Here is a 24,640-nt window from a genome sequence, read left to right as displayed (position 1 = left end):
TCCGCCGCTGCGAGCGTGGACGTCATGAACAAGCCGAACGTCACCGTCATCGGCCTCGGGCAGATGGGCTTCGCCCTCGCCGACGCCTTCCTCGCCGCGGGCCACCCCACCACCGTCTGGAACCGTACGGAGGGCAAGGCCGACGCCCTCGTCGCCCGCGGCGCCACCCGCGCCGCCACCGTCGCCGAGGCGGCCGCGGCGAGCGAACTCGTCGTGGTCTGCGTCCTCGACTACGCGGCCGTCCGCGAACTCCTCGCCCCCGTGGCCGGATCGCTCCGCGGCCGGGTCCTGGTCAACCTCACGAGCGGCTCCCCGGAGCAGGCCCGGGGGGAGGCGGAGTGGGCGGCGGAGCACGGCATCGGCTACCTGGACGGCGGCATCATGACGACCCCGCCGGGGGTCGGCGACAGCGCCAACATGATCCTGTACGCGGGCTCGCCCGCCCTGCTCGCCGAGCACCGGGCCACCCTGGAGGTGCTCGGCGACCCGGTCGACCTCGGCCAGGACGCGGGGCTCGCCTCGCTGTACGACGCCGGGCTGCTCGGGCTCATGTGGTCGGTCTTCGGCGGCTGGCTGCACGCGACCGCCCTCGCCGGCGTGGACGGGGTCGCGGCCAAGGACTTCACCGCGCTCGCCAACCGCTGGCTGAAGACCGTCTCCTGGTTCATGACGGGGTACGCCGAGCAGATCGACGCGGGGGAGTACCCGGGGGCCGACGCCACGATCGACGTCCAGGTGGCGGCGATCGGGCACCTGCTGCACGCGGCGGAGGCGCGCGGCGTCGACAACCGGCTGCCGGAGCTGCATCTGGAGCTGATGCGGCGCGCGGTCGACGCGGGGCACGGCGGGGACAGCTACGCCCGGATCATCGAGGTGTTCCGGGGCAAGTAGGGCGAAACGTCACGTGTACGCGAAAGCCGTCACTCCCCCGAGGAGTGACGGCTTTTCGACGCGTGGATGATCAGGGGCTGATCAGAGGATGCGGACCGCGCCCGACGGGGTGTCCCAGTCCAGGGAGCGCTCGACGACACCGGTCGACGGGTTCTGCGCGCCGACGTACTTGCCGCCGCCCACGTAGATGGCCACGTGGTACGAGCCGCTGCGGGAGCCCCAGTACAGGATGTCGCCCGGCTGGAGGTTGCTCAGCGAGACGGACGTGCCCATGGACGACTGGTCGCCGGAGATCCGGGGCAGGTCGATGCCGGCCTGGCGGTACGCGGCCTGGACGAGGCCGGAGCAGTCCCACGAGTTGGGTCCTGTGCCACCACGGACGTAGGCGTCGCCGACCTGGGCGCGGGCGAAGGCCACGATCGCGGCGGCGGAGCCGGTGGGGGCCTGGGTGTTGCTGCTGGACGAGGAGCCGCTGTCCGAGGACGACGAGGAGCCCGAGTCGGAGAGCTGGGTGCGCGTCTGGGTGCGGGAGGCGCGCTCGCGCTCCTCCGCACGGGCCTTCTCGGCCTTCTCCGCCTTCTCGGCGGCGGCCTTGCGGTCGGCGTCGGCCTTGGCCTTCTTCGCGTCCTTGGCGGCCTTCTCGAGGGCGATCCTCTCCTGCGTCTGCAGGCTGAGGTCCAGGGCCTCCTGCTGGGACGCCTCGGCCGAGGCGGAGACGGCGCTCGCCAGGTCGGTGTCGAGGGATCCGAGCGTGGGCATCTCGATGGTCTCGGTCACCGGCTCGGCATTCGCCGGCCCGGCAGCACCGGCCACCGCGATGGTGCTGAGGACGCCACCGGCAACTCCGGCACGGAGCGCGAGCTTCGAGGCGCTGCGGCGGGGCTTCCGGTGGCTGGGTATGTGAGCGGTGTGGGACATGAGTACAACCGCTATCAGGGCTTCACGGTTCCCTTCAAGAAACGTGGGTTGCGCCACAGTTACGTTCGGAACCACCTAATCCGCTTATCTGGCGGCCTTATTGACGCCGTAACGGACAATACGGGCATGCGCCATCCGGCCCTTGATCACGGGTTTTCCGTGAAACGTCCGAATTGACCGCCGCTTACCACCTCTTTACACCGTTGGCCAAGCCCCGATTTCTCCGGACCACTTTGGTGTGGTGCAGGTCACATCGCGGGTCCACGAAGCGGGCGGTCGGCTCGTGAATCGGTGCACACGTCCACTTCGCTCCCGCCGACCCCTCGACCGGGCGACGGGCCGCTCCTTTATCACCCGGCCGAAGTCCATCGCCAATTTGCCTGTAGATGCCACCTCTTGATAGTGCGGCACGTCCCCGACCAGGGGTTTCCGGTCTGGATGTCACATCTGGTGATCACCTGGGCGCTTCGAGTGCCAAGATCACCGCTCATCCGACTTCATGATCCTTCGTCAGGTGGTGGAGATCACAAAGTCCTTGGCGTACCCCGTGTCGCAGATCACAGAGGGGCGGGCATAAGATGCGGGGCAGCCAGGCTTGTGAACTGCCTCACATGGGGGCGATCTTCGCGGCCCGGTAGTGCGGTCCAACGGTCAAGGACGACTGGAAGGAGCGAGGAGCGTGAATGCGTACGCGCCCATCCTCGTGCTCGGTGCCCTGGGTGCGGGGTTTGCGATCTTCTCCGTGGTCATGGCCACGCTAATCGGCCCAAAGCGGTACAACAGGGCAAAACTTGAGGCGTACGAGTGCGGTATCGAACCGACGCCCACTCCGGCCGGAGGCGGCCGCTTCCCCATCAAGTACTACCTGACGGCGATGCTCTTCATCGTCTTCGACATCGAGATCGTCTTCCTCTACCCCTGGGCCGTCACCTTCGACGCCCTGGGGCTTTTCGGGCTCGTGGAGATGCTGCTCTTCGTGCTCACCGTCTTCGTCGCCTACGCCTATGTGTGGCGGCGCGGCGGCCTGGAATGGGACTGAGGGGCTGAGGGGCACCTATGGGACTCGAAGAGAAGCTGCCGAGCGGCTTTCTGCTGACGACGGTCGAACAGGCCGCGGGCTGGGTGCGCAAGTCATCCGTCTTCCCCGCCACCTTCGGCCTCGCGTGCTGCGCCATCGAGATGATGACGACCGGCGCCGGCCGCTACGACCTGGCGCGCTTCGGCATGGAGGTCTTCCGCGGCTCGCCGCGCCAGGCCGATCTGATGATCGTCGCGGGCCGGGTCAGCCAGAAGATGGCGCCGGTCCTGCGGCAGGTCTACGACCAGATGCCCAACCCCAAGTGGGTCATCTCCATGGGGGTTTGCGCGTCTTCGGGCGGAATGTTCAACAATTACGCGATTGTGCAGGGCGTTGACCACATTGTGCCGGTTGACATCTATTTGCCGGGTTGCCCGCCGCGCCCGGAGATGCTGATGGACGCGATCCTCAAGCTCCACCAGAAGATCCAGACCTCCAAGCTCGGCGTGAACGCCGAGGAGGCGGCCCGCGAGGCGGAGGAAGCGGCGCTCAAGGCGCTGCCGACCATCGAGATGAAGGGGCTCCTCCGTTGAGCGACGAGACTCCCAACCCCGAGAAGGAGCTCTCCGGGCAGAACCTTCCGGGCCAGCGCGGGGAGCACGGTGAGGAGGTCCGCGTCCAGCGCGGGATGTTCGGCGCCAACAACGGCGGCGACACCTCCGGCTACGGCGGCCTCGTCCGCTCCGTACGCCTGCCCGGCGCGGCCACCCGCCCCTACGGCGGCTGGTTCGACGAGGTCGCCGACGAACTGGAGGGCGCGCTCGACGAGCAGGGGCTCCTGCCGGAGAACGCGATCGAGAAGACGGTCGTCGACCGCGACGAGCTCACCTTCCACATCGCCCGCGAGCACCTCGTCCGCGTCGCCCGCACGCTGCGCGACGACCCGGCCCTGCGCTTCGAGCTCTGTACGGGCGTCTCCGGCGTCCACTACCTCGGTGACAAGGGCCGCGAGCTGCACGCCGTCTACCACCTGCGCTCCCTCACCCACGGCCGGCTGATCCGCCTGGAGGTGTCCGCCCCGGACGCCGACCCGCACATTCCGTCGCTCGTCGCGGTCTACCCGACGAACGACTGGCACGAGCGCGAGACGTACGACTTCTTCGGCATCGTCTTCGACGGCCACCCCGCCCTCACCCGGATCATGATGCCGGACGACTGGCAGGGCTTCCCGCAGCGCAAGGACTACCCCCTCGGCGGCATCGCCGTCGAGTACAAGGGCGCCCAGATCCCGGCTCCTGACCAGCGGAGGTCGTACAGCTGATGAGTACCGAACATGCCTCCGCCCGCGAGACGACCGAAGGCACCGTCTACACCGTCACCGGCGGCGACTGGGAAGAGGTCGTCGAGTCCGCCGCCAAGGCGGACGACGAGCGCATCATCGTCAACATGGGCCCCCAGCACCCGTCCACGCACGGTGTGCTCCGGCTGATCCTGGAGATCGACGGCGAGACCGTCACCGAGGCCCGCTGCGGCATCGGCTACCTCCACACCGGCATCGAGAAGAACCTCGAGTTCCGGAACTGGACGCAGGGCACCACCTTCGTCACGCGCATGGACTACCTCACCTCGTTCTACAACGAGACGGCGTACTGCCTGGGCGTCGAGAAGCTGCTCGGCATCACCGACCAGATCCCGGACCGCGCCAGCGTCATCCGCGTGCTCCTCATGGAGCTCAACCGGCTCTCCTCCCACCTGGTGTGCATCGCCACCGGCGGCATGGAGCTGGGCGCCACTACGATCATGATCTACGGCTTCCGGGACCGCGAGATGATCCTGGACCTGTACGAGCTGATCACCGGACTGCGCATGAACCACGCGTTCATCCGCCCCGGCGGCCTCGCCCAGGACCTCCCGCCCGGCGCCGTCGACGCCGTGCGCGAGTTCGTGAAGACCATGAAGAAGAACCTGCCGGAGTACGACAAGCTCGCCACCGGCAACCCCATCTTCAAGGCCCGCATGCAGGACGTCGGCTACCTCGACCTCACCGGCTGCATGGCGCTCGGCGCCACCGGACCGATCCTGCGCTCCGCGGGCCTCCCGCACGACCTGCGCAAGACCGACCCGTACTGCGGCTACGAGACCTACGAGTTCGACGTCCCGACCGCCGACACCTGCGACTCCTACGGACGCTTCCTCGTCCGCCTGGAGGAGATGCGGCAGTCGCTCAGGATCGTCGAGCAGTGCCTGGACCGTCTCCGGCCCGCCGGTCAGGAGCCGGACCCGGTCATGGTCGGCGACAAGAAGATCGCCTGGCCCGCGCAGCTCGCGCTCGGCCCGGACGGACTCGGCAACTCCCTCGACCACATCAAGAAGATCATGGGCACCTCCATGGAGGCCCTGATCCACCACTTCAAGCTGGTCACCGAGGGCTTCCGGGTCCCGGCCGGACAGGCCTACGCGGCCGTCGAGTCGCCCAAGGGCGAACTGGGCGTGCACGTCGTCTCCGACGGCGGCACCCGCCCCTACCGGGTCCACTTCCGCGACCCGTCCTTCACCAACCTGCAGGCCATGGCGGCCATGTGCGAAGGCGGCCAGGTCGCCGACGTCATCGTCGCCGTCGCGTCCATCGACCCCGTGATGGGAGGCGTCGACCGATGACGGACGGACAGACCAGTCTCGGGATGCCCCAGCTCCCCGCCCCCGACTACCCGGCCGAGGTACGCGCCCGGCTGGAGGCGGACGCCAAGGAGATCATCGCCCGCTACCCGGGGTCCCGCTCCGCGCTCCTGCCGCTGCTGCACCTCGTGCAGGCGGAGGAGGGCCACGTCACCCGCACCGGCATGAAGTTCTGCGCCGAGATCCTCGGCCTGACCACCGCCGAGGTCACCGCGGTCGCCACCTTCTACACGATGTACCGGCGCAAGCCCTCCGGCGACTACCAGGTCGGGGTCTGCACCAACACGCTCTGCGCGGTCATGGGCGGCGACGCCATCTTCGAGGAGCTCAAGGAGCACCTCGGCGTCGGCAACAACGAGACGACCGAGGACGGCAAGGTCACGCTGGAGCACATCGAGTGCAACGCGGCCTGCGACTTCGCGCCCGTGATGATGGTCAACTGGGAGTTCTTCGACAACCAGACGCCCGACTCCGCGAAGAGGATCGTCGACGACCTGAGGGCCGGACGCCCCGTCGAACCGACGCGCGGCGCGCCCCTGTGCACGTACAAGGAGACCGCCCGCATCCTGGCCGGCTTCCCCGACGAGCGCGAGGGGGCCGTCGAGGCCACCGGAGGGGCCGGCCCGGCCTCGCTCGTCGGGCTGCGGCTTGCCAAGGGCGAAGCCCCGCACCACAAGATCGTCCACCCGCGCGGCGAATCGGCCAGTGGGGAGGGGGAGTGATGACCTTGGCAGCCGAGATCAACAACAGCAGCCCCGAGAAGCTTCTCGCGCCGGTCCTTTCGGCGTTCTGGGACCAGCCCGACTCCTGGACCCTGGAGACGTACAAGAGGCACGAGGGGTACGAGGGCCTGCGCAAGGCCCTCGCGATGACGCCCGACGAAGTCATCGCGTACGTCAAGGACTCCGGTCTGCGCGGCCGCGGCGGCGCCGGCTTCCCCACCGGGATGAAGTGGCAGTTCATCCCGCAGGGCGACGGCAAGCCGCACTACCTGGTCGTCAACGCCGACGAGTCCGAGCCGGGCACCTGCAAGGACATCCCGCTCCTCTTCGCCAACCCGCACTCCCTCATCGAGGGAATGATCATCGCCTGCTACGCGATCCGCTCCGAGCACGCGTTCATCTATCTGCGCGGCGAGGTCGTGCCCGTCCTGCGCCGTCTGCACGAGGCGGTGCGCGAGGCGTACGAGGCCGGCTACCTCGGCCAGGACATCCTCGGCAGCGGCCTGAACCTCGAACTCACCGTGCACGCGGGCGCCGGCGCGTACATCTGCGGCGAGGAGACCGCCCTGCTCGACTCGCTCGAAGGACGGCGCGGCCAGCCCCGGCTGCGTCCCCCCTTCCCCGCGGTCGCCGGTCTGTACGCGTGCCCCACTGTGGTGAACAACGTCGAGTCCATCGCGTCCGTTCCCGCGATCATGAACCGGGGCAAGGACTGGTTCAAGTCGATGGGCAGCGAGAAGTCCCCGGGCTTCACGCTCTACTCGCTCAGCGGGCACGTCACCACGCCGGGCCAGTACGAGGCCCCGCTCGGGATCACGCTGCGCCAGCTCCTCGACATGAGCGGCGGGATGCGGGCGGGCCACCGGCTGAAGTTCTGGACCCCGGGCGGCTCCTCCACCCCGATGTTCACCGACGAGCACCTCGACGTCCCGCTCGACTACGAGGGCGTGGGCGCGGCCGGCTCGATGCTCGGCACCAAGGCGCTCCAGTGCTTCGACGAGACCACGTGCGTGGTCCGCGCGGTGACCCGCTGGACCGAGTTCTACGCCCACGAGTCCTGCGGCAAGTGCACGCCGTGCCGTGAAGGCACGTACTGGCTCGTGCAGTTGCTCCGCGACATCGAGGCCGGCAAGGGCGTGATGTCCGACCTCGACAAGCTGAACGACATCGCCGACAACATCAACGGCAAGTCGTTCTGCGCGCTCGGTGACGGCGCCGCCTCCCCGATCTTCTCCTCGCTGAAGTACTTCCGCGAGGAGTACGAGCAGCACATCACCGGCCGGGGCTGCCCCTTCGACCCGGCCAAGTCGACCGCCTGGGCGGACAACCACAAGGAGGTGACGGCATGACGGTCACCACGGCCGGCCCCGCCGGCGGGGGTTCGGCTCCCGTACCGCCCGAGGACCTCGTCACGCTGACCATCGACGGCGCCGAGATCTCCGTCCCCAAGGGGACCCTGGTCATCCGCGCCGCCGAGCAGCTCGGCATCGAGATCCCGCGGTTCTGCGACCACCCGCTCCTCGACCCGGCCGGCGCCTGCCGGCAGTGCATCGTCGAGGTCGAGGGCCAGCGCAAGCCGATGGCCTCCTGCACCATCACCTGCACCGACGGCATGGTGGTGAAGTCCCAGCTGACCTCCCCGGTCGCCGAGAAGGCCCAGCACGGTGTGATGGAGCTGCTGCTCATCAACCACCCGCTGGACTGCCCGGTCTGCGACAAGGGCGGCGAGTGCCCGCTGCAGAACCAGGCGATGTCCCACGGGCAGTCCGAGTCCCGCTTCGAGGGCCACAAGCGGACCTACGAGAAGCCGGTACCGATCTCCACGCAGGTGCTGCTCGACCGCGAGCGGTGCGTGCTGTGCGCGCGTTGCACCCGGTTCTCCAACCAGGTCGCGGGCGACCCGATGATCGAGCTGATCGAGCGCGGCGCGCTCCAGCAGGTCGGCACGGGCGAGGGCGATCCGTTCGAGTCGTACTTCTCCGGGAACACCATCCAGATCTGCCCGGTCGGCGCGCTGACCTCGGCCGCGTACCGGTTCCGCTCCCGCCCCTTCGACCTGGTGTCGTCGCCGAGCGTCTGCGAGCACTGCGCGGGCGGCTGCGCCACACGCACGGACCACCGGCGCGGCAAGGTCATGCGGCGGCTCGCGGCGGACGACCCGGAGGTCAACGAGGAGTGGGTGTGCGACAAGGGGCGCTTCGCGTTCCGGTACGCCCAGCAGCGCGACCGGCTGACCACTCCGATGGTACGGAACGCGGAGACGGGCGCTCTCGAACCCGCCTCCTGGCCGGAGGCCCTCGAGGCGGCGGCGCGCGGACTCGTCCGGGGCCGTACCGGTGTCCTGGCCGGCGGCCGGCTGACCGTCGAGGACGCCTACGCGTACGCCAAGTTCGCCCGGGTCGCCCTCGACACCAACGACGTCGACTTCCGGGCCCGGGTCCACTCCAGCGAGGAGGCCGACTTCCTGGCCTCGCAGGTCGCGGGACGTGGCCGGGACCTGGACGGCACAGGGGTCACGTACACCTCGCTCGAAGCCGCCCCGGCGGTGCTGCTCGTCGGCTTCGAGTCCGAGGAGGAGGCCCCCGGCGTCTTCCTGCGGCTGCGCAAGGCCTGGCGCAAGCACGGCCAGAAGACCTACGCGGTGGCCGCGTTCGCGACCCGGGGCCTGGAGAAGGCGGGCGGCACGCTCCTTCCCGCCGCACCCGGCACCGAGACCGAGTGGCTGGACGCGCTCACCTCGCGGGTCGGCCTCGACGAGGCCGGTACGCGCGCGGCGGAGGCGCTCCGCCAGGACGGCGCGGTCCTCGTGGTCGGCGAGCGGCTCGCCGCCGTACCGGGCGGGCTCACCGCCGCCGTACGGACGGCGACGGCGACCGGCGCGAAGCTGGTGTGGATCCCGCGCAGGGCCGGCGAGCGCGGCGCGCTCGAAGCCGGCGCGATCCCCACGCTGCTGCCCGGCGGCCGCCCCGCGACCGACCCCCGCGCGCGTGAGGAGGTCGCGGCCGCCTGGGGCGTACGCGACCTGCCGCACGGCTACGGCCGCGACACCGGTCAGATCGTCGAGGCCGCGGCCACCGGCGAGCTGGGCGCGCTGCTCGTCGGCGCCGTCGAACTCCGCGACCTGCCGGACCCGGCACGCGCGCGTGAGGCGCTCGACGCGGCGTTCGTGGTCTCCCTGGAGCTGCGGCCGAGCGAGGTCACCGAGCGGGCCGACGTGGTCCTGCCGGTCGCCGCGGTCGCCGAGAAGCCCGGCACCTTCCTCAACTGGGAGGGCAGGGCACGGCTCTTCGAGGCCGCGCTCAAGCCCGAGCAGATGACCCGGACGCTGCCGCCGGCCGACGCGCGCGTGCTCCACATGCTCGCCGACGCCCTCGACGCCCACCTGGCCCTGCCCGACCTGCGCTCGGTCCGCCGTGAGCTGGACCGGCTCGGCGGCTGGGACGGCCAGCGGGCCTCCGAACCGACCGAGCCCGCACAGCCCGCGCCCCGCCCGGGCGAGGGCGAGGCGGTCCTCGCCGGACACCGGCTCCTGCTCGACCTCGGCCGCCTCCAGGAGGGCGACACCGCGCTCGCGGGCACCCGCCACGCGGCGGTCGCCCGGCTCTCGGCCACGACCGCGGAGGAGACCGGCGTCAAGGACGGCGACCTCCTCGCGGTCACCGGACCGGCGGGCTCCACGCACTTCCCGCTCCAGGTGACCGAGATGCCCGACCGCGTGGTCTGGCTCCCGCTCAACTCCGAGGCGGGCGGCGTCCTCTCCGACACGGGCGCCCACCCGGGCGACCTGGTCCGCATCGGCGCAGCGACGACGGAGGTGCAGGCATGACCACGCTGCTCGCCGCGGAAGACCTCTCCATGTTCGGGACGGACCCCTGGTGGCTCGTCGCGATCAAGGCGGTCTTCTGCTTCGCCTTCCTCATGGTCACCGTGCTCTTCTCCATCGTGTGGGAGCGCAAGGTCGTCGCCTGGATGCAGCTGCGCATCGGGCCCAACCGGCACGGCCCCTGGGGTTTCCTCCAGTCCCTCGCGGACGGCATCAAGCTGATGCTGAAGGAGGACGTCGTCGTCAAGCGCGCCGACAAGGTCGTCTACATCCTCGCGCCGATCATCGCCGCCGCCCCCGCATTCATGGCGATCGCCGTGATCCCGTTCGGCCCGGCCGGCAACGAGGTCTCGATCTTCGGCCACCGCACCACGATGCAGCTCACCGACCTGCCGATCGCGATGCTGTACGTCCTCGCGATCGCCTCCGTCGGCATCTACGGCATCGTGCTCGCCGGCTGGTCCTCCGGCTCCACGTACCCGCTCCTCGGCGGCCTGCGCTCCTGCGCCCAGATGATCTCCTACGAGATCGCCATGGGCGCCGCGTTCGCCTCCGTCTTCCTCTACTCCGGGTCGATGTCGACCTCGGCGATCGTCGAGGCGCAGGCGGACCGCTGGTTCGTCATCCTGCTGCCGGTCTCGTTCATCATCTACATCGTCACGATGGTCGGCGAGACCAACCGCGCCCCCTTCGACATGCCGGAGTCCGAGGGCGACCTCGTCGGCGGCTTCAACACCGAGTACTCCTCCATCAAGTTCGCGATGTTCATGCTCGCCGAGTACGTGAACATGGTGACGGTCTCCGCCGTCTCCGTGACGCTCTTCCTCGGCGGCTGGCGCGCCCCGTACCCGATCTCCACCTTCTGGGAGGGCGCGAACCACGGCTGGTGGCCGATGCTCTGGTTCATCCTCAAGGTGCAGCTGCTGCTCTTCTTCTTCATCTGGCTGCGCGGCACGCTGCCCCGCGTCCGCTACGACCAGCTGATGAAGCTCGGCTGGAAGGTCCTCATCCCGGTCTCGGTGCTCTGGCTGATGCTGGTCGCCACCGTGCGGGCCCTGCGCAACGAGAACTTCGCGTTCCAGACGATCGTGCTCTACGTCGCCGGAGCCGTGATCGCCGTCCTGTTGCTCTCCTTCGTCGCCGACATGTTCCGCGACCGGCGGGCGGGCGGCGGCGAGGTGGGGGCCGAGGACGAGCCGCCGTTCGACCCGATGGCCGGCGGGTTCCCCGTACCGCCCAAGCCCGGACAGTCCCTGCCGCCCGTGCCGCGGCGCAGGTCGCGTCAGGACCGCGACCTGGTTGTCAGTGGTGCCCCGGATACTGCTACTGCGAGTGAGGGAAAGGAGACGGACGGTGTCTGATTTCCAGAATCCGGTGGCCGGCTTCGGCGTGACCTTCAAGGCCATGTTCAAGAAGCGGCTCACCGAGCAGTACCCGGAGGAGCGCAAGACGACGGCGCCGCGCTTCCACGGCCGGCACCAGCTCAACCGTCATCCGGACGGACTTGAGAAGTGCGTGGGCTGCGAGCTGTGCGCCTGGGCCTGCCCCGCGGACGCCATCTACGTGGAGGGCGCGGACAACACCGAGGAGGAGCGCTACTCCCCGGGCGAGCGCTACGGCCGCGTCTACCAGATCAACTACGCCCGCTGCATCCTGTGCGGGCTGTGCATCGAGGCCTGCCCCACGCGGGCGCTGACGATGACGAACGAGTTCGAACTGGCCGACTCCTCCCGCGAGAACCTGATCTACACCAAGGAGCAGCTCCTCGCGGGCCTTGAGGAGGGCATGGTCGACTCGCCGCACTCGATCTTCCCGGGCATGGACGAGCAGGACTACTACCGGGGCCTGGTCACCGAGGCCGCCCCGGGCACGGTCCAGCAGGTCGCCACGTCCAAGGGGGAGAAGGGCGAGTCGGAAGAGGTGGACGCGTGAACGCCACCCTCGCGGCGTACGAGACGTCCGGCGGCGAGGCCTTCCAGTTCTGGGTCCTCGGCACCGTCGCCGTGATCGGCGCCCTCGCCACCGTCCTGATGAAGAAGGCCATGCACAGCGCGCTGTCGCTGGCCGGCACGATGATCATCCTGGCGGTCTTCTACCTCGCCAACGGCGCGTACTTCCTCGGCATCGTCCAGATCGTCGTCTACACCGGCGCGATCATGATGCTCTTCCTCTTCATCGTCATGCTCGTCGGCGTCACGGCCGCGGACTCGCTGAAGGAGACCATCAAGGGCCAGCGCTGGTGGGCCGCCGCCTGCGGGCTCGGCTTCGGCATCCTGCTGATCGCCGGCATCGGCCAGGCCTCCCTGACCGAGTTCAACGGCCTGGGCGCGGCCAACGGCGCGTACGGCGGGAACGTGGAGGGCCTCGCGGCCCTGATCTTCACCAAGTACGTCTTCGCCTTCGAGATCACCGGCGCGCTGCTCATCACCGCGGCCGTCGGCGCCATGGTCCTCACCCACCGCGAGCGCACCGAACGGGCCCGCACCCAGCGGGAGCTGTCGGAGCAGCGCGTACGGGAAGGCAAGCACGTGCCGCCGCTGCCCGCGCCGGGTGTCTACGCCCGGCACAACGCGGTGGACATCGCCGGTCTCCTGCCCGACGGCACCCCGTCCGAGCTGACCGTGATGCAGACGCTGCGCAAGCGCGGCCAGGTCCGCGACGTGTCCGGCGAGGCGCTGGCCGACCTGAAGGCGCTGGAGCAGCGCTCGGAGGAGCGGCTCGGGCGCACGCGGGACGAGCTCGACCGGGCCGAGCGCGACCGGGCCGATGAGGAGGCCTCCCGATGAACCCCGTGAACTACCTGTACCTCGCCGCCCTGTTGTTCACCATCGGCGCGGCCGGTGTGCTGATCCGGCGGAACGCGATCGTGGTCTTCATGTGCGTCGAGCTGATGCTCAACGCCTGCAACCTCGCGTTCGTCGCCTTCTCCCGGATGCACGGCAACCTCGACGGCCAGATCATCGCCTTCTTCACGATGGTCGTCGCCGCCGCGGAGGTCGTGGTCGGGCTCGCGATCATCGTGTCGCTGTTCCGTTCCCGCCACTCGGCCTCGGTCGACGACGCCAGCCTGATGAAGCTGTAAGGGGCTGAATTGTGGACAACCTGATCGCTCTGCTCATCGCGGCGCCCCTGCTCGGAGCGGCCGTCCTGCTGTGCGGCGGGCGCCGCCTGGACAAGGTCGGGCCGCTGCTCGGCACGGCGCTCGCGGCGACCTCCTTCGTCATCGGCGCCGTCCTCTTCGCCGACATGCTCGGCAAGAGCGCCGACGACCGGGCCCTGTACCAGAACCTGTGGACCTGGATCCCGGTCGAGGGCTTCCAGGCGGACATCGCCTTCCAGCTCGACCAGCTGTCGATGACGTTCGTGCTGCTGATCACCGGCGTCGGCTCGCTGATCCACGTGTACTCGATCGGGTACATGGAGCACGACGAGCGCAAGCGCCGCTTCTTCGGCTATCTGAACCTGTTCCTCGCGGCGATGCTCCTCCTGGTCCTCGCCGACAACTACCTGCTGCTCTACTTCGGCTGGGAGGGCGTCGGCCTCGCCTCGTACCTCCTGATCGGCTTCTGGCAGCACAAGCCCAGCGCGGCCACCGCCGCGAAGAAGGCCTTCCTGGTCAACCGGGTCGGCGACATGGGCCTCTCGATCGCCATCATGATCATGTTCACCACCTTCGGGACCTTCACCTTCGGGCCGGTCCTGGAGGCGACCGGCGAGACGAGCGAGGGCACGCTGACGGCGATCGGCCTGATGCTGCTGCTCGCCGCCTGCGGCAAGTCGGCCCAGGTGCCGCTGCAGTCCTGGCTCGGGGACGCGATGGAGGGCCCGACCCCGGTCTCGGCCCTCATCCACGCGGCCACCATGGTCACCGCCGGTGTCTATCTGATCGTCCGCTCCGCCGACATCTTCAACGCCGCCCCGGACGCCCAGCTCGTGGTCGTCGTGGTCGGCGCGGTCACGCTCCTCTTCGGTGCGATCGTCGGTTGCGCGAAGGACGACATCAAGAAGGCGCTGGCCGGCTCGACGATGTCGCAGATCGGCTACATGATCCTGGCGGCGGGCCTCGGCCCGATCGGCTACGTCTTCGCGATCATGCACCTGGTCACGCACGGCTTCTTCAAGGCCGGGCTCTTCCTCGGCGCCGGTTCGGTCATGCACGGCATGAACGACGAGGTCGACATGCGGCGTTACGGCGGCCTGCGGAAGTACATGCCGGTCACCTTCATCACCTTCGGTCTCGGCTATCTGGCGATCATCGGCTTCCCCGGTCTGTCCGGCTTCTTCTCCAAGGACAAGATCATCGAGGCGGCCTTCGCCAAGGGCGGCACCGAGGGCTGGATCCTCGGCGCGGTCACCCTGCTCGGCGCGGCCATCACCGCGTTCTACATGACCCGCGTGATGCTGATGACCTTCTTCGGCGAGAAGCGCTGGCAGCCCGACGAGAAGGGCGAGCTGCCGCACCCGCACGAGTCGCCGCGGTCCATGACCGTCCCGATGATCCTGCTGGCCGTCGGCTCGGTGGCCGCGGGTGGCTTCTTCTCCATCGGTGACCGGTTCATCAACTGGCTGAAGCCGGTGACCGAGTTCGAGCACGGTCACCCGCCGATCAGCGCCGGGGCCATCACCACGGCCACGGTCGCCGTCATGGTGCTCGGCGTCGGGCTCGCCTACCTCCAGTACGGACGCAGGCCCGTCCCGGTCACCGCCCCGCGCGGCTCGCTGCTCACCCGGGCCGCCCGCCGCGACCTGCTCCAGGACGACTTCAACCACGCCGTCTTCGTGACGGGCGGCACGCACCTCACCCGCTCGCTCGTCTACGTCGACCACACCCTGGTCGACGGGGTCGTCAACGGCACCGCGGCCTCGGTCGGCGGTCTGTCCGGCCGGCTGCGCAAGCTGCAGAACGGCTACGCCCGCACCTATGCGGTCTCCATGTTCGGAGGTACGGCGGTGCTGATCGCCGCGACCCTGCTGATGAGGGCGGTGTAACTGCCATGTCTTTCCCGCTCCTTACGGTGACGGCAGCGGTGCCGGCGGTCGGTGCGATCCTCACCGCCGCCGTGCCCGCCGCCCGCCGTACCGCGGCCAAGTGGCTGGCCCTGGTGGTCTCCCTGGTCACGCTGGTGCTCGCCGCGATCGTCATGATCCGCTTCGAGCCCGGCGGCGACCGGTACCAGCTCGTCGAGTCCCACTCCTGGATCAAGGACTTCGGCGTCCGCTACGAACTGGGCGTGGACGGCATCGGGGTGGCGCTGATCGCGCTCACCGCGCTGCTGATCCCCTTCGTCATCCTGGCCGGCTGGCACGACGCCGACCCCCTGGAGACGAAGTCCTCGCGCTGGCGGCCGACGCAGGGCTTCTTCGCCCTGATCCTGATGGTCGAGGCGATGGTGATCCTCTCCTTCGAGGCCACCGACGTCTTCCTCTTCTACATCCTGTTCGAAGCCATGCTCATCCCGATGTACTTCCTCATCGGCGGCTTCGGCGACCGGGCCCACGCGGGCTCCGACGAGAACGCGGCGGCCCAACGCTCGTACGCGGCCGTCAAGTTCCTGCTGTACAACCTGGTCGGCGGGCTCATCATGCTGGCCGCCGTCATCGGGCTCTACGTGGTCGCGGGGAACTTCTCGCTGACCGAGATCGCCGAGGCGCGGGCCTCCGGGCAGCTGGAGATGGCGACCAACACCGAACGGCTGCTGTTCCTCGGCTTCTTCTTCGCCTTCGCGGTGAAGGCGCCGCTCTGGCCGCTGCACACCTGGCTGCCGAACGCGATGGGGGAGGCGACCGCTCCGGTCGCCGTGCTCATCACCGCGGTCGTCGACAAGGTCGGCACGTTCGCGATGCTCCGCTTCTGCCTCCAGCTCTTCCCCGAGGCCTCGAAGTGGGCGACCCCGGTGATCATCGCGCTCGCCCTGATCAGCATCGTCTACGGCGCGCTGCTCGCGGTCGGCCAGCGGGACATCAAGCGCCTTGTCGCGTACGCCTCGATCTCGCACTTCGGCTTCATCATCATGGGCATCTTCGCGATGACCACCCAGGGCCAGAGCGGCGCGACGCTGTACATGGTCAACCACGGCATCTCGACGGCCGCCCTGATGCTGGTGGCCGGCTTCCTGATCTCGCGGCGCGGCTCGCGGCTCATCGCGGACTACGGCGGTGTGCAGAAGGTCGCCCCGGTGCTCGCCGGCACCTTCCTGATCGGCGGTCTGGCCACCCTCTCGCTGCCGGGGCTCGCGCCCTTCGTCAGTGAATTCCTGGTCCTGGTCGGCACGTTCGCCCGCTACCCGGTGGCCGGCATCATCGCCACCACCGGCATCGTCCTCGCCGCGCTCTACACCCTCGTCCTCTACCAGCGGACGATGACGGGCCCGGTGAAGACGGAGGAGATCCGGACGATGCCGGACCTGCGGGTGCGCGAGCTGGTCGTGGTCGCCCCGCTGATCGCCCTGCTGATCCTCCTCGGGGTGTTCCCGAAGCCGCTGACGGACATCGTGAACCCCGCCGTCTCGCACACCATGTCCGACGTCCAGCAAAAGGACCCCCAGCCTGAAGTGGAGGCGGCCAAGTGAGTGCATCCGCCGTCGCGTCCGGGGCCGCGCCCGTCGTCCACAGCCTGTGGACGACGGCCGCCGAGCCGTTGACCAAGATCCCGGCACCCCACATCGAGTACGTCCAGCTCTCGCCCGTACTCATCGTGGTCGGCGCCGCGGTCCTCAGCGTCCTCGCCGAGGCCTTCGTGCCCCGCAAGGGCCGCTACCACGCCCAGGTGTTCCTGACCGTGCTCGCCCTGGTCGCCGCCTTCGCGGCGATCGTCGGCCTCGCCGCCGGCGGGTACGGCTCCACCAAGGCCCACATCGCGGCCATGGGCGCCATCGCCGTCGACGGCCCGGCGCTCTTCCTCCAGGGCACGATCCTGCTGGCCTCGCTCGTCGCCGTCTTCACCTTCGCCGAGCGCAGGCTCGACCCGGCCGACCACGGCCACAAGGTCGACTCCTTCGCCGCCGAGGCCGCCGCCGTACCCGGCAGCGACCAGGAGAAGGCGGCGGTCAAGGCCGGGTTCACCACCACCGAGGTGTTCCCGCTGGCGCTGTTCGCCGTCGCCGGCATGCTGGTCTTCCCGGCCGCCAACGACCTCCTGACGCTCTTCATCGCGCTCGAGGTCTTCTCGCTGCCGCTCTACCTGCTCTGCGCCGTCGCCCGCCGCAAGCGGCTGATGTCGCAGGAGGCCGCGGTCAAGTACTTCCTGCTCGGCGCCTTCTCCTCGGCGTTCCTGCTCTTCGGCATCGCCCTGCTCTACGGCTACGCGGGCTCCGTCTCGTACGCCACCATCGCGAACGTCGTCGACGGCTCGGTCGCCTCGGTCGACCCGGCCCTCGCCCAGACCATGGGCAACGACGTGCTGCTGCTCATTGGCTTCGCGCTGGTCCTCATGGGCCTGCTCTTCAAGGTCGGCGCCGTGCCGTTCCACATGTGGACCCCGGACGTCTACCAGGGCGCGCCGACCCCCGTCACCGGCTTCATGGCGGCCGCGACGAAGGTCGCCGCGTTCGGCGCGCTCCTGCGCCTGCTGTACGTGGTGCTGCCGGGCCTCACCTGGGACTGGCGGCCGGTCATGTGGGGCGTCGCCATCGTCACCATGCTGGGTGGCGCGATCGTCGCGATCACCCAGACCGACATCAAGCGGCTCCTCGCGTACTCCTCGATCGCGCACGCGGGCTTCCTGCTCGCCGGTGTCATCGCGGCCACGCCCACCGGCATCTCGTCGGTGCTGTTCTACCTGGGCGCGTACTCCTTCGTGACGATCGGCGCGTTCGCGGTCGTCACGCTGGTGCGGGACGCGGGCGGCGAGGCGACGCACCTGTCCAAGTGGGCCGGTCTGGGCCGCCGTTCGCCGCTGGTCGCGGCGGTCTTCGCGGTGTTCCTGCTGGCCTTCGCCGGCATCCCGCTGACGTCGGGCTTCTCCGGCAAGTTCGCGGTCTTCTCGGCGGCGGCGGAGGGCGGCGCGGGCGCGCTGGTCGTCGTCGGTGTCGTCTCGTCGGCGATCGCCGCGTTCTTCTACATCCGGGTGATCGTGCTGATGTTCTTCAGCGAGCCGAAGGCGGACGGCCCCACGGTCGCCGTGCCGTCGGTCTTCACGGCGGCCACGATCACGGTGGGCGTCGCGGTCACGGTGGTGCTCGGCGTCGCGCCGCAGTACTTCCTGGACCTGGCGGGCCAGGCGAGCGTGTTCGTCCGGTAGTTGTCGGGGTTGCCCAAGGGCCCGGTCTCCGCTCAGGCGGAGGCCGGGCCCTTTCCCGTATCTACGGCTACGACTGCGCCGGAACGATCCGCCCGGTGACTTCGCCGAGGGCGACCTGCGTCCCGTCCGGGCCGGGGGCCCAGGCGGTGAGGGTGACCTCGTCGCCGTCCTCCAGGAACGTCCGCTTGCCGGTGGGGAGTTCGAGCGCGTCGCGGCCGTTCCAGGTCAGTTCGAGGAGCGAGCCGCGCTGGTGGACCTCGGGGCCGGAGACCGTACCGGAGCCGTACAGGTCACCGGTGCGCAGCGAGGCGCCGTTGACCGTCATGTGGGCCAGCTGCTGGGCGGCGGTCCAGTACATGGTCGCGAAGGGCGGCTCGGAGACGACCTGGCCGTTGATCTCGACGGTGATCCGCAGATCGAAGCCTCCGTGCTCCTCCTCGGCGGAGTCGTCGAGGTAGGGGAGGAGGTCGAAGTCGCGGGCCGGCGGCTCGGTGCGGGCCGCGTCCAGGGCCTCCAGGGGGGTCACCCAGGCGGAGACGGAGGTGGTGAAGGACTTGCCGAGGAACGGGCCGAGCGGCACGTACTCCCAGGCCTGGATGTCGCGGGCCGACCAGTCGTTGAGGAGCGTCAGGCCGAAGACGTGCTCGCGGAAGTCGGCCAGCGGGACGGGGGTGCCGAGGGTGGAGGGGGTGCCTACGACGAAGCCGACCTCCGCCTCGATGTCCAGCTTCACCGAGGGCCCGAAGACCGGCGCGGGGTCGGTGGGGGCCTTGCGCTGCCCTGCGGGGCGTACGACATCGGTGCCGGACACCACGACCGTGCCCGCGCGGCCGTGGTAGCCGATGGGCAGGTGCTTCCAGTTGGGGGTGAGCGCGTCGCCGTCGGGGCGGAAGATCCGGCCCACGTTGGTGGCGTGGTGCTCGCTGGCGTAGAAGTCGACGTAGTCCGCGACCTCGAACGGCAGGTGCAGCGTGACGGTGTCGAGCGGGTGCAGGAGCGGCTCTATGACCGGCCGGTGGGCGGGTACGGTCACCCAGCCCGTCAGGGCCCTGCGCACGTCGCGCCAGGCGGTGCGGCCGGCGGCGAGCAGCGGGTTGAGGCTGGGCTGGGCGAGCAGCGTCGCGTACGGCGAACCGAGCGCCTGCGCGGCGGCTCCCGCGTCGAGCACATGACCGCCGATGCGGACGCCGACCCTCCGCCGGTCGGGCTCGTCGGCGGGGGAGAAGACGCCGTACGGAAGGTTGTGCGGACCGAAGGGATCGCCCTCGGCCAGGTCGAGCGGGGACTGCTCGGGCATCGGTGCTGCCTCGCTTTCCAGGGTGTGGGGGACACGTTAATGGCCGGGCGGCCGGGCGCGGATGATATGGATCACAGAGAAGGTGCGGCCTCCGTGCACAACTGTCCATGTATGCGCGCTTTATGCGTCCTGTGGGCGAGCTGTGCGTGAGAGACATGACTGAGCGCGTTCAATTCTCACTTTCCAGGGCCTTATCCGGGTCATACGATCACGGCACTGTCGCGCCGCGTGAGGTTCCCGCAGGAGCGACTCCCACTTTGCTCTGCTTTCACCCGACCGCGCTTTGACCAAAGGGCCCATCTTGAAGATTCGCCGCATCCTCGCGACGGCCGTGGCCGCCGCTGTGACGACCCCCGTCGTCCTCCTGTCGGCCGCCCCGGCCTTCGCCGACACGAAGCCGTCCGCGCCCGCGCAGACGCAGAACGACAAGCAGGACCAGGCGCCGGACATCGAGCAGCTGAAGAAGGACGTCGCGGCCGCGCAGAAGACGTACGACGCGGCTGTCCTGGCCGAGGCCGACGCGATGAAGGCCAAGAAGGACCTTGAGAAGCCCGAGCACGAGCTTCAGGTCGCGCTCACCGCCGCGAAGACTGCCGCCGCGGAGGCGGCCACCAAGAAGACCGCCGCGGACACCAAGGTCGCGGAGGCCGAGGCCGCTCTCGCCGCGCTCTCGCCCGAGGCCACCGCCGAGGAGAAGGCCGCTGCGGAGCAGGCGGTCACCGACGCGAAGACCGCCGCCGCCGAGGCCGCCACGGCGAAGACCGCCGCCGACGCGAAGGTCGTGGCAGCCGACACGAAGCTCGTCGACGCGGACGTCGCGGCCTCGACCAAGATCACCACGACCAGGAATGCCACGAAGGAGGCCCTCAAGGCGCTTGACGCCGCCAAGGAGGCCCTGAAGAAGGCCGAGGAGGAAGAGGGCGAGGAGCCGCCGCACGAGGACTGCTTCCCCGAGGACAAGTTCACCTCCGTGGTGACCGGTCTGCCCTCGAAGGTCGTCGCCGGCACCACCGTCGACTTCAAGCTGCGCCTGACGAACGGCAGCGACCGCACGCTGGACGACGCGTACGCCTTCGTCGCGATTCACGCCTTCGACGAGAAGGGCCTGAAGCCGCTCGACAAGTACCTGGACCTGGAGTGGTACGAGGTCGTCAAGGGCAAGGGCTCGTGGAACGACGTTCCCGTCGCCGAGGAGCTGTCCGTCGGCACCCTCAAGCCGAAGGCTTCCGCCGAGATCAAGCTCCGCCTCAAGGTGGACGCGAACACCCCGGCCGGTCAGGGCCTGACCTTCGCGGCGGGTGACTTCTGGAACGAGGACGGGACCTGCGGCGGCACGCCGGACCTGACCGAGTACGAGTTCGACATCCTGGCCAAGGGCAGCAACCCGGGCAAGGTCGAGGACGCCAAGGGCACCCCGGGCGGCAAGAACACCACCACCCAGGGCGGCACCTCCACCACCGCGGTGACGACCGGCCAGCTCGCCAAGACCGGTTCGAACGACGCCATGCCGCAGATCGCCCTCGCGGGCGGCGCGGCCGTCGCCCTCGGCGCCGGCGCGATGTTCATCGTCCGCCGCCGCAAGGCCGGCGCGAACGCCTGATCCGAGTAGTACGTGAAGGGCCCGCGTTCCAGGAGGAACGCGGGCCCCTTCCGTTTCGGGGGCAACCATCCACACGGTCCGCGTGTCGAACAGACGTCATATGCCACGCCTGAGCCGAGGGAACAAGGTGCACCCGATGAAGACAAGCAGAACTCTGGCGGCCACCGCGGCGCTCGCCGCGACGATGTCGCTGACCCTGCTGTCCGCGACACCGGCCCTCGCCGCAGGTACGCCGTCCCCGCCGCCGTCCCCCTCCTCGTCGACGCCCGGCAAGCCGACGCTGGAGGAGCTGTTGGCGGCCACCAAGGCGGCCAACAAGGCGCATGACGAGGCGAAGGCCGCCGCCGGCAGGGCCACCGCCAGGCGTGAGGCGGTCATGAAGGGTGACAGCGACCTCGCCAGGGCGGCCGTCGCGGCGAAGACCGCGGCGGAGACGGCCGCCGCGGGGAAGACCTCCGCCGACGGGAAGCTCACCACCGCCAAGACCGACCTGGCGGCTCTGCCCGCCGACGCCACGCCCCAGGAGCGTGCGGCCGCGGAGAAGGCCGTCGCGGACGCCCAGAAGGCCGCGGAGGACGCGGCCGCCGCGAAGACGGCGGCGGACACGGCACTGGTCACGGCCTTGGGGGCGCGCGACGACGAGCGAGTCGAGGTTGTCCGCCTGGAGAAGGAGGCGAAGAAGGCCGAGAGCGAAGCTCTGGAGGTGGCCGAGGATGCCGGCTACGCGTACCACATCGCTTTGGCCCAGGCGTACGGTCGATGTCACGGGGTGCGGGACAACGGCGTCACGGCGAAGCTGAGCGGGCCCGAGGAAGTGAAAGCGGGGACCAGCGTCGACCTCACGCTGCGGCTGACCAGCAACTTGCCGACGTCCTTCGACAGTTACCACCTCTTTTCCTCCACCGCCTGGTACAAGCGCGGTGCATTCGACAATCCCAACGACAAATATCTGACGGTCCGCTGGTTCAACGAGGCGACCGGACGGTGGGAGAAGTCCAAGAACGTGAACCCGCCCGCAGGAAAGCCGAAGAAGGGTGTTCCCGCCTCCATCAAGCTGCGCCTGACCGTGGACGCCCGAGCGGAGGTCGGCGCCGTGCACGTGATGGCCATCGGAAAGTTCAAGTCGGCGGACGACTGTGTCGTCACAGAGACCGAGCTCCTCACCGTCAATGTGGAGCCCAAGGGCGCGACCCCTGGCCCAGGCACCGGAGACGGCAGCGGTACGGGTGGCGCTGGAACCGGCAATCCCGGTACCCCGCAGGGTGGTTCGTCCACCGCACCGGTGAGCACCGGCAGCGGCCCGCTCGCCGAGACCGGCTCCGACTCGGCCGTTCCGCAGATCGCCCTCGCGGGCGGCGCGGCCGTCGTCCTCGGCGCCGGCGCGATGGTCGTCGTCCGCCGCCGCAAGGCCGGCACCGACGCCTGAGCGCGGGGCTTCGCCTCCGCTCAACCCGCCGTGCGCGGAATCCTCTTCTCCCAGGTGCGGTGGAAGACGACTTCGGCGCCCTCCTTGCAGATCACCTCGTTCGTCGTCAGGAAGGCGTCCGCGTCGCAGGTGATGTCCGAGTGGGAGGTGATCGTGGTGTCCCAGGACAGGTCCGGGCGGTGGAGGCGGATCGTCCAGGTGGAGTGGGTGTGGGCCGAGAGGGGGTCGGTCTCGGTGATCGTGTAGGTCTCCAGGGCGTCCTCGGTGAATTCGAGGCCGTCCGGGTAGACCCGGGTGCCGCCGTAGCGGGGGTCGACCTCCAGGCGCCATTCGCCCTTGGCCACGTCGCGGACGACCAGGCGTTCCGGGCGGGGTTCCTCCAGGGTCGCCGGGGTGACCACGCCCAGGGGTTCGGACTGTTCCGGGGGGTGCCATTCGACCGCGTCCGGGGTCGTCGCGTGGCGCACCGGGAGCGTCAAGGCCGATGTGGTCGGAGCGAGGGTGAAGCCCGCCGCGTCCGGTTGCGGCCAGATCCAGGGCCAGTACGCGGACGAGACCGCGAGGCGGATCCGGTGGCCCGGCGGGAAGGTGTGGCCGATGCCGTTCAGGGAGAAGACGAAGTCTTCCGTCTCGTCGATCTGCGCTTCCACCGCCCGGTCCCGGCCGTAGCGGGACGAGAAGTTCATCGCGCCCCGGGTCACCAGCGTCGACGAGCCGTCCGGCGCCACGTCGCACAGGCGGGCGATCACCTGGCCCGTCGGCGCAGGCGTCGTCAACGTCAGGCTCACCCTCGGGCGGCCCAGGATCTCGATCGCCTCGCCGTCCTCCGGGACCACGAAGTCGAAGCAGGCCCCGTGCGCGTCCTCCTCGCGCTGGTCCGGCGGCAGGTCGCCCTCGTTGCCGAACGGGAAGAAGCGGCCCGCGTCCAGGCCCGTGTGCTGCGGGGAGTCCACCACGACCGGGTCGCCCTGGAAGGCGTACGTGACCGGGGTGACGTTCGGGGACGGCCAGGCCGGGTCCGTGACCCAGCGGCCCGGCATCTCGTCGTAGACGGTCGCGGGCGGGTGTGAGTCGCTGATCCAGGAGCGGAGGAGTGGCTCCGCCATCACGTCGTTGTCCGCGCCCTTCAGATGGTGGTCCCACCAGCGGAGGGTTTCCTGGAGGAAGCCGATCGCCGGGCCCGGCGGCAGGCCCCTGTCCGGGTACTGGTGCGACCACGGGCCGATGATCCCCCGCACCCGGTCCTGCGGCAGGTGCTCCACGAGCCGCAGCACCGTGTCCCGGTACGGGTCGTGCCAGCCGCCCAACGCCAGGACGGCCGCCCGGATCGCGCCGTAGTCCTCGCAGACGCTGCCGTGCCTCCAGTACGCGTCCCGCGTCTGGTGGGCGAGCCAGGTGTGGATGAACGGGTCCACGGCCTCCAGACGCCGCAGCCACATCTCCCGCCACTCCTCGCCCACGTGCAGCGGGTCCGGCGGCCGGCACACGAAGGCGAGCATGGTGGCCGCCCAGGCGTGCATGTCCACGGCCAGGACGGAGCCGCCCATGTAGTGGACGTCGTTGTCGTAGCGGTCGTCCGTCGAGCAGACCGTCACCACGGCCTTCAGCGGCTCGGGGGCCAGGGCGGCGATCTGGAGTGAGTTGAAGCCGCCCCAGGAGATCCCGAACATGCCGACCTTCCCCGTGCACCAGGGCTGCTCGGCGAGCCAGTTCACCACCGCCACGCCGTCCGCCAGCTCGACCGCGTCGTACTCGTCGCCCGGCAGCCCCTCGCTGTTCCCGTGCCCGCGCACGTCGACGCGTACGGAGGCGTAGCCGTGCCCGGCGTACCAGGGGTGCCGCTGCCAGTCCCGGGGCGCCGTCCAGTCGCTCAGGCGGTACGGGAGGTACTCCAGCAGGGCGGGGACGGGCTCCTCGGTGACCGGGCGCCAGATCCGGGCGTAGAGCCGCGTCCCGTCCGGGAGAGGGATCCGGACGTCCTCGCGGGTCGTCTCGTACGGGAACTCGGTACGGATGCGCATGACGGATCT

Annotated in this window: 20 protein-coding genes; 17 read left to right on the top strand and 3 right to left on the bottom strand. The window is 69.8% G+C overall.

The features are described 5' to 3' along the window. The first annotated feature begins 24 nt into the window (after positions 1-24). A complete protein-coding gene (locus tag ACWCO8_RS26130) occupies positions 25-891 on the top strand; it encodes an NAD(P)-dependent oxidoreductase (protein WP_451034305.1) in 867 nt (288 codons plus the stop codon). 81 nt (positions 892-972) lie between these two features. Here the strand turns inward: ACWCO8_RS26130 and ACWCO8_RS26125 are convergent, their stop codons facing one another. Further along, on the bottom strand, positions 973-1,809 hold the full coding sequence (locus tag ACWCO8_RS26125; protein ID WP_451034304.1) for a C40 family peptidase: 837 nt from the start codon (positions 1,807-1,809) through the stop codon (positions 973-975). A gap of 679 nt (positions 1,810-2,488) precedes the next feature. Between ACWCO8_RS26125 and ACWCO8_RS26120 the strand changes: the two genes are divergently transcribed. Genes ACWCO8_RS26120 through nuoN form a run of 14 tightly spaced genes read left to right on the top strand, consistent with a single transcriptional unit; the run spans position 2,489 to position 18,287 of the window. Then, positions 2,489-2,848: an NADH-quinone oxidoreductase subunit A gene (locus tag ACWCO8_RS26120; RefSeq protein WP_030494815.1), complete on the top strand. Its 360-nt coding sequence runs from the start codon at positions 2,489-2,491 to the stop codon at positions 2,846-2,848. A gap of 17 nt (positions 2,849-2,865) precedes the next feature. Then, positions 2,866-3,420 (top strand): NuoB/complex I 20 kDa subunit family protein, encoded by a 555-nt coding sequence (locus tag ACWCO8_RS26115; protein ID WP_010041554.1) that lies wholly within the window; start codon positions 2,866-2,868, stop codon positions 3,418-3,420. After that, on the top strand, positions 3,417-4,148 hold the full coding sequence (locus tag ACWCO8_RS26110; RefSeq protein ID WP_362007054.1) for an NADH-quinone oxidoreductase subunit C: 732 nt from the start codon (positions 3,417-3,419) through the stop codon (positions 4,146-4,148). Before ACWCO8_RS26115 ends, ACWCO8_RS26110 begins: the two co-directional genes overlap by 4 nt. After that, complete coding sequence (locus ACWCO8_RS26105) at positions 4,148-5,485, top strand: NADH-quinone oxidoreductase subunit D (RefSeq protein ID WP_451034303.1); 1,338 nt, start codon at positions 4,148-4,150, stop codon at positions 5,483-5,485. The genes ACWCO8_RS26110 and ACWCO8_RS26105 overlap by 1 nt, the downstream gene beginning before the upstream one ends. Beyond that, positions 5,482-6,225, top strand: coding sequence for an NADH-quinone oxidoreductase subunit NuoE (gene nuoE, locus ACWCO8_RS26100; RefSeq protein ID WP_362007049.1), 744 nt, complete (start codon positions 5,482-5,484; stop codon positions 6,223-6,225). Before ACWCO8_RS26105 ends, nuoE begins: the two co-directional genes overlap by 4 nt. After that, the gene (gene nuoF / locus ACWCO8_RS26095; RefSeq protein WP_451034302.1) at positions 6,225-7,574 is read left to right on the top strand and encodes an NADH-quinone oxidoreductase subunit NuoF; all 1,350 of its coding nucleotides are present in this window, start codon (positions 6,225-6,227) and stop codon (positions 7,572-7,574) included. The genes nuoE and nuoF overlap by 1 nt, the downstream gene beginning before the upstream one ends. After that, positions 7,571-10,051 (top strand): NADH-quinone oxidoreductase subunit G, encoded by a 2,481-nt coding sequence (locus tag ACWCO8_RS26090; RefSeq protein ID WP_451034301.1) that lies wholly within the window; start codon positions 7,571-7,573, stop codon positions 10,049-10,051. Before nuoF ends, ACWCO8_RS26090 begins: the two co-directional genes overlap by 4 nt. Continuing rightward, positions 10,048-11,409, top strand: coding sequence for an NADH-quinone oxidoreductase subunit NuoH (gene nuoH / locus ACWCO8_RS26085; protein WP_362007041.1), 1,362 nt, complete (start codon positions 10,048-10,050; stop codon positions 11,407-11,409). Before ACWCO8_RS26090 ends, nuoH begins: the two co-directional genes overlap by 4 nt. Continuing rightward, on the top strand, positions 11,402-11,980 hold the full coding sequence (nuoI, locus tag ACWCO8_RS26080) for an NADH-quinone oxidoreductase subunit NuoI (protein WP_451034300.1): 579 nt from the start codon (positions 11,402-11,404) through the stop codon (positions 11,978-11,980). Before nuoH ends, nuoI begins: the two co-directional genes overlap by 8 nt. Then, a complete protein-coding gene (locus ACWCO8_RS26075; RefSeq protein WP_362007035.1) occupies positions 11,977-12,834 on the top strand; it encodes an NADH-quinone oxidoreductase subunit J in 858 nt (285 codons plus the stop codon). Before nuoI ends, ACWCO8_RS26075 begins: the two co-directional genes overlap by 4 nt. Further along, positions 12,831-13,130: an NADH-quinone oxidoreductase subunit NuoK gene (gene nuoK, locus ACWCO8_RS26070; protein ID WP_069927518.1), complete on the top strand. Its 300-nt coding sequence runs from the start codon at positions 12,831-12,833 to the stop codon at positions 13,128-13,130. The genes ACWCO8_RS26075 and nuoK overlap by 4 nt, the downstream gene beginning before the upstream one ends. 11 nt (positions 13,131-13,141) lie before the next feature. Continuing rightward, on the top strand, positions 13,142-15,037 hold the full coding sequence (nuoL, locus tag ACWCO8_RS26065) for an NADH-quinone oxidoreductase subunit L (protein ID WP_451034299.1): 1,896 nt from the start codon (positions 13,142-13,144) through the stop codon (positions 15,035-15,037). A 5-nt stretch (positions 15,038-15,042) separates the two neighbouring features. Beyond that, positions 15,043-16,617: an NADH-quinone oxidoreductase subunit M gene (locus tag ACWCO8_RS26060; protein WP_451034298.1), complete on the top strand. Its 1,575-nt coding sequence runs from the start codon at positions 15,043-15,045 to the stop codon at positions 16,615-16,617. After that, complete coding sequence (nuoN, locus tag ACWCO8_RS26055; protein ID WP_451034297.1) at positions 16,614-18,287, top strand: NADH-quinone oxidoreductase subunit NuoN; 1,674 nt, start codon at positions 16,614-16,616, stop codon at positions 18,285-18,287. The genes ACWCO8_RS26060 and nuoN overlap by 4 nt, the downstream gene beginning before the upstream one ends. A gap of 67 nt (positions 18,288-18,354) precedes the next feature. Here nuoN and fahA read toward each other — a convergent pair whose 3' ends face one another. After that, positions 18,355-19,584, bottom strand: a complete 1,230-nt coding sequence (gene fahA, locus ACWCO8_RS26050; protein WP_451034296.1) for a fumarylacetoacetase — start codon at positions 19,582-19,584, stop codon at positions 18,355-18,357. Between the two features lie 301 nt (positions 19,585-19,885). On the opposite strand from fahA, the gene ACWCO8_RS26045 reads away from it, so the two are divergent. Continuing rightward, the gene (locus ACWCO8_RS26045) at positions 19,886-21,184 is read left to right on the top strand and encodes an LPXTG cell wall anchor domain-containing protein (RefSeq protein WP_451034295.1); all 1,299 of its coding nucleotides are present in this window, start codon (positions 19,886-19,888) and stop codon (positions 21,182-21,184) included. 136 nt (positions 21,185-21,320) lie between these two features. Beyond that, positions 21,321-22,610 (top strand): LAETG motif-containing sortase-dependent surface protein, encoded by a 1,290-nt coding sequence (locus tag ACWCO8_RS26040; RefSeq protein WP_451034294.1) that lies wholly within the window; start codon positions 21,321-21,323, stop codon positions 22,608-22,610. Positions 22,611-22,630: 20 nt separating this feature from the next. Here ACWCO8_RS26040 and ACWCO8_RS26035 read toward each other — a convergent pair whose 3' ends face one another. After that, positions 22,631-24,631 (bottom strand): CocE/NonD family hydrolase, encoded by a 2,001-nt coding sequence (locus tag ACWCO8_RS26035; RefSeq protein WP_451034293.1) that lies wholly within the window; start codon positions 24,629-24,631, stop codon positions 22,631-22,633. Between the last annotated feature and the right edge of the window lie 9 nt (positions 24,632-24,640).

The sequence above is a fragment of the Streptomyces sp. NPDC001927 genome (genome assembly GCF_053594455.1).
This window is presented reverse-complemented; position numbering and strand designations above follow the sequence as displayed.